We start from the raw sequence: 4,142 nt of genomic DNA on the forward strand, positions 1-4,142 counted from the left end.
TGGGCGGTGAGAAAGAGTACCGGGAGGCCGAACCCGCGTGCGCGCATTTGTTCGACGACAGCGAAGCCATCCATGTCTGGGAGGCCGACATCGAGGATCACCGCGTCAAAGGACTCCGTGCCCAGCGCGATGAGCGCCGCACCGCCTTTTTCCCGCCAGATGCATGAATGCCCTGCCTCGCTAAGCCATAGGCTGGTCTGGCGGGCAAGTTTGGTGTCATCTTCGACGAGGAGCAGGTGCATGTGGGCGGTGGCGCTGAGTTTGCACAGGAGTTGCGGCCGCAACACTCGATTCCATCACCATTACCAAATGATAACGTGTCTGGCCCCGATAACCGTGGCGGAATGAAGGGTGAATAACGCATCCTGCATTCATGGCGGCTTGATCCCCTGGCACCCAGTGATTTTGGAGTTCCGCACGGGCATATACCTCCGCACTCACCAGCATTTCGGTGGGGCACGTCGTTCGGGTAACACCCCATGGTCAAGTGCGTGGGAAATGGCTGCGCAAAAAAATGGCCTGTATCAGATGCGGCATGCTGCCGACGCTGATGCTCGGGCCACCACCCCAGAAATCCAACTGCTATGAACAAAATCCTCGTCTGGGACATCCCTGCCCGCCTCTTTCACTGGGCCTTTGCTGGCTCACTCACCGCTGCCATCGCCATCGGCTTCCTTGTCGATGATGATGCGCCGATGTTTCAACTGCACATGCTGTTCGGCATCGTCGCGTTGTTCCTGCTCGCCGTGCGTGTGGTGATGGGAATCGTCGGCTCACGCTATTCGCGGTTTTCGAGTTACCCGGTGCATCCGCGCGAAGTCGCCAGCTACATGATCAGCGCCGCTGTTTCGAAGACGAAACTTTACGCGGGAAACAATCCGGGATCGGCGACGGCAGCCGTGCTGATGTTCCTGCTCGTTCCTGCCTTGTTCATCTCGGGCATCGGCTACGGCGGTGAGGCGATCGAAGAACTGCACGAAGCCTTTGCGTGGGCCTTGCTGGTGGTCATCGTGATGCATCTGGCTGGGCTGGCGTGGCATACGATTCGGCATCGGGAGAACATCTCGCCAGCGATGGTCACGGGAAAAAAATCGGGCAGGGCGGAGGATGCCATTTCATCCAGTCATGCGGTCTGGGGCGTGATCATCGCCATCGTGGCCGGTGTGTGGATCGCGGCGCTCTTTGCCGGGCACAATGCCAGCACGGCCACGGTCAAACTGCCGGGCCTCGGAGTGACTTTGCAACTCGGTGAAAACGAGGGCGGCAAAGGCAAGCAAGGCCGCGAGCGCGACGACGACTGAAATTATGAAACGCTTCCTCACATTTTTGCTGTTCCTGACATCGCTCGTCGCGCAGGCGGGCGTGGTGTTTGAGCAGCCGCATGATGGCAGCGGGCCGCTGCTGACATCATCGCGCTATCAGCCGAATGGAACGGACTACGACCAGTTTGTGTGGGACTCGTTCAGCGTGCCGACGGCGCAGGCGGTGACGGAGATTCGCTGGCGCGGCGGTTACGATCCGCAGATGGCTTATTGGGGTGGAAACATCGTGAACTTCCGCGTGTCGATCTATGAATCCACGCCGGGCCTGTCGCAGCCGCATCTGGGTCCGGGTTATCCAGGCACGCCTGCGACGCTGGTGGCCTATGACACGGGAAACAAGGCGGGAGAGACGAGCGCGGGCGTGTTTGGCGGTGTGTCGATGTATGATTACCACTTCGTTTTGCCCACGGTGTTTCAGGCGCAGGCGGGAAAGCTCTACTGGGTGCAGATCGAGGCCGAGTTCACGGCTGGTCTGCCGTATTGGGGCTTTGCGGGTGGCACGGGCAATGGCTCGCACTTCCGGCGTATCGCCGGGCAGGCGGACTATTATTTTCAGTATGCGCCGGGCGATGCGGCGTTCAGCATCATTACCAGTGATGGGCCGACATACAGCATCGCGGCGACTGAATCACCCATCGGCAGCGGCACGATCACGAATGCGGGCCTGTATCCGCAAAACTCTGCCGCACCGCTCATCGCCACGCCGAACGCGGGCTTCGCCTTTGTGAACTGGACGGAGAATGGCAACGTGGTCAGCACGAATCCGAACTACACCTTCACCGTGACGGGAAACCGCACGCTGGTGGCCAACTTCGCCACGGGCTCGCTCATCACGACGACATCATCGCCGCTCACGGGTGGGACGACAGATGGCGGCGGCAGCTTTGCGAATGGCAGCAGCGTCACCGTTCAGGCGGTGGCTTCCACGAACTACAACTTCGTCAACTGGACCGAAAATGGAGTGCCCGTGAGTGCGAGCGGGAGCTACACCTTCACCGCCACCGGAGATCGCGATCTCGTCGCCAACTTCACTTCATCCGCCAGCAACCCCGGCATCGTTTTCTCACAGCCGACGACGACTTCCGGCACGCTGCTACTCTCCTCCTACATGCTGCCAGATGGGAACATCGATGGCATGGAATATCGCTTTGAAAAGTTCACACTCGCCACCACCACGGGCATCTCGCATCTGCGCTGGCGCGGCGGTTACGTTGGCAACAATCAGGCGGGCAATCCGGTGGTGGAGTTCATCATCAAAATCTACGGATCCACCGCGAATGGATTTTATCCCGACATCGCCAATCCCGTTCTGAAAAAATACACCATCACTGGCAACGCCAGCGAGACAGCAGCAGGTCTGTTCGGCGGCGTGCAGATGTTTGATTACTCGGTCACGCTGCCCACGTCCTTCGTTGCCACGGCAGGCACTGGCTACTGGATTCAAATTGAAGCCTCGCAATACGGCTATCCGCTCACCTGGGGGCATGCGACCGGCGCTGGCGGCGACAACGGGCACTATCGCCGCATGGGCAACAGCTACTACGGCGGCGCGGGCGACCTCGCGCTCACGCTTTCGGCGGATGTGCCCACCAGCTACGCCATCGCCGCCACGTCGTCTTCAGTGAATGGCGGCAGTGTCAGCGGTGCGGGCACCTTCGCACTCGATGCCGTCGTAAATCTCTCCGCCACGGCCAAAACGGGCTACGCCTTTGTGAACTGGACCGAGGGCGGCACCGTCGTGAGTTCGTCTGCGCTGTATTCGTTTCCTGCCGCGGAGAATCGCACGCTCGTCGCGAATTTTCAGCCGACCTATCAACTCGTGCTGACGAGTTCATCACTGACGATGGGCACCGTTGCAGGCGCGGGCACCTACCTCATCGGCAGCAGCATCACCGCCACCGCGACGGCCAAGCCGGGCTATGTTTTCCTCAATTGGACCGAGGCTGGCAACATCGTCAGCACCACGCCTGCCTACACCTTCACGCTGCTGACTCAGCGCACATTGCTGGCAAATTTTGCCGCCGGATTCACCGTCACTACGACTCCGTCTTTCGCACCCGGCGGCAGCGTGAGCGGAGGCGGCGGCTACGCCACGAACGGTGTGGTCACGCTGCTCGCCACACCTGCCTCGGGCTATCAATTCACCGGCTGGACCGAAGGAGTCATCGTCGTGAGCGCCAGCAACAGCTTGTCCTTCAACGCGACCTCGAACCGCGCACTCATCGCGAACTTCGTGCCCATCGTCGGCATCACGAACGCCACGCCGGGCTCCATCGTCTTTGCATGGCCTGATTCGGCCACCGGATGGGTTTTGCAGGAAAGCACCGACCTCGGTGCCGCGAGCTGGACGGCCTCGACGCTGCCCGTGACCACCAGCGGCGGGCAAAACCAAGTCTCCATCCCGAATCCCACTGGCAGCCGTTTTTTCCGGCTCTCCCATCCATGAAAACATTCGTCTCCCTCCTCGCATTCATCCTGACTTCCATCGGCCCCCAGGCGGCGGAGATTTACAGCCAGCCATCGGCGGCGGGCAACACGGGCTTCCTTTCCTCCACCGAGGTCAATGGCGGCAGCAATCTGGAGTCGTTTGTGATCGAGTCGTTCACCCCGGCGACGACGCAAACGCTGCGCGAGATCCAATGGCGCGGCACGCGCACGGTCTCGGTGCCGGTGGATTTCAAAATCAGCATCAGCCCCAGCACCGTGTGGCACACGAACAACGCCGCCAGCGAGACGCCCACCGGCACACCCGGTGTCTATGATTACAAGTTCACGCTGCCAGCGGGCCTGGTGCTCACGGGCGATGCTGCTGAGGTTTTA

At 60.7% G+C, this 4,142-nt stretch carries 4 protein-coding genes; 3 read left to right on the forward strand and 1 reads right to left on the reverse strand.

Annotated features, from left to right (window positions below; genetic code table 11):
* A partial coding sequence (locus AC24GY_RS29345; protein ID WP_487690399.1) for a response regulator transcription factor occupies nt 1-242 on the reverse strand: 242 nt, incomplete at its 3' end.
* A gap of 342 nt (nt 243-584) precedes the next feature.
* Here AC24GY_RS29345 and AC24GY_RS29350 point away from each other — a divergent pair.
* The 3 genes from AC24GY_RS29350 to AC24GY_RS29360 all read left to right on the forward strand — a co-directional run.
* Nucleotides 585-1,301 (forward strand): cytochrome b/b6 domain-containing protein, encoded by a 717-nt coding sequence (locus AC24GY_RS29350; RefSeq protein WP_487690402.1) that lies wholly within the window; start codon nt 585-587, stop codon nt 1,299-1,301.
* A gap of 4 nt (nt 1,302-1,305) precedes the next feature.
* Nucleotides 1,306-3,768: an InlB B-repeat-containing protein gene (locus AC24GY_RS29355; RefSeq protein ID WP_487690405.1), complete on the forward strand. Its 2,463-nt coding sequence runs from the start codon at nt 1,306-1,308 to the stop codon at nt 3,766-3,768.
* The coding region (locus AC24GY_RS29360) for a hypothetical protein (protein WP_487690408.1) at nt 3,765-4,142 on the forward strand (378 nt) is incomplete at its 3' end. The genes AC24GY_RS29355 and AC24GY_RS29360, both read left to right, overlap by 4 nt.

The sequence above is a fragment of the Prosthecobacter sp. Pr1 genome, assembly GCF_057652315.1.

Excerpts from the sequence above, each read along its gene's own strand:
- AC24GY_RS29350 (WP_487690402.1), top strand. The coding sequence starts at position 585 with ATGAACAAAATCCTCGTCTGGGACATCCCTGCCCGCCTCTTTCACTGG.
- AC24GY_RS29355 (WP_487690405.1), top strand. The coding sequence starts at position 1,306 with ATGAAACGCTTCCTCACATTTTTGCTGTTCCTGACATCGCTCGTCGCG.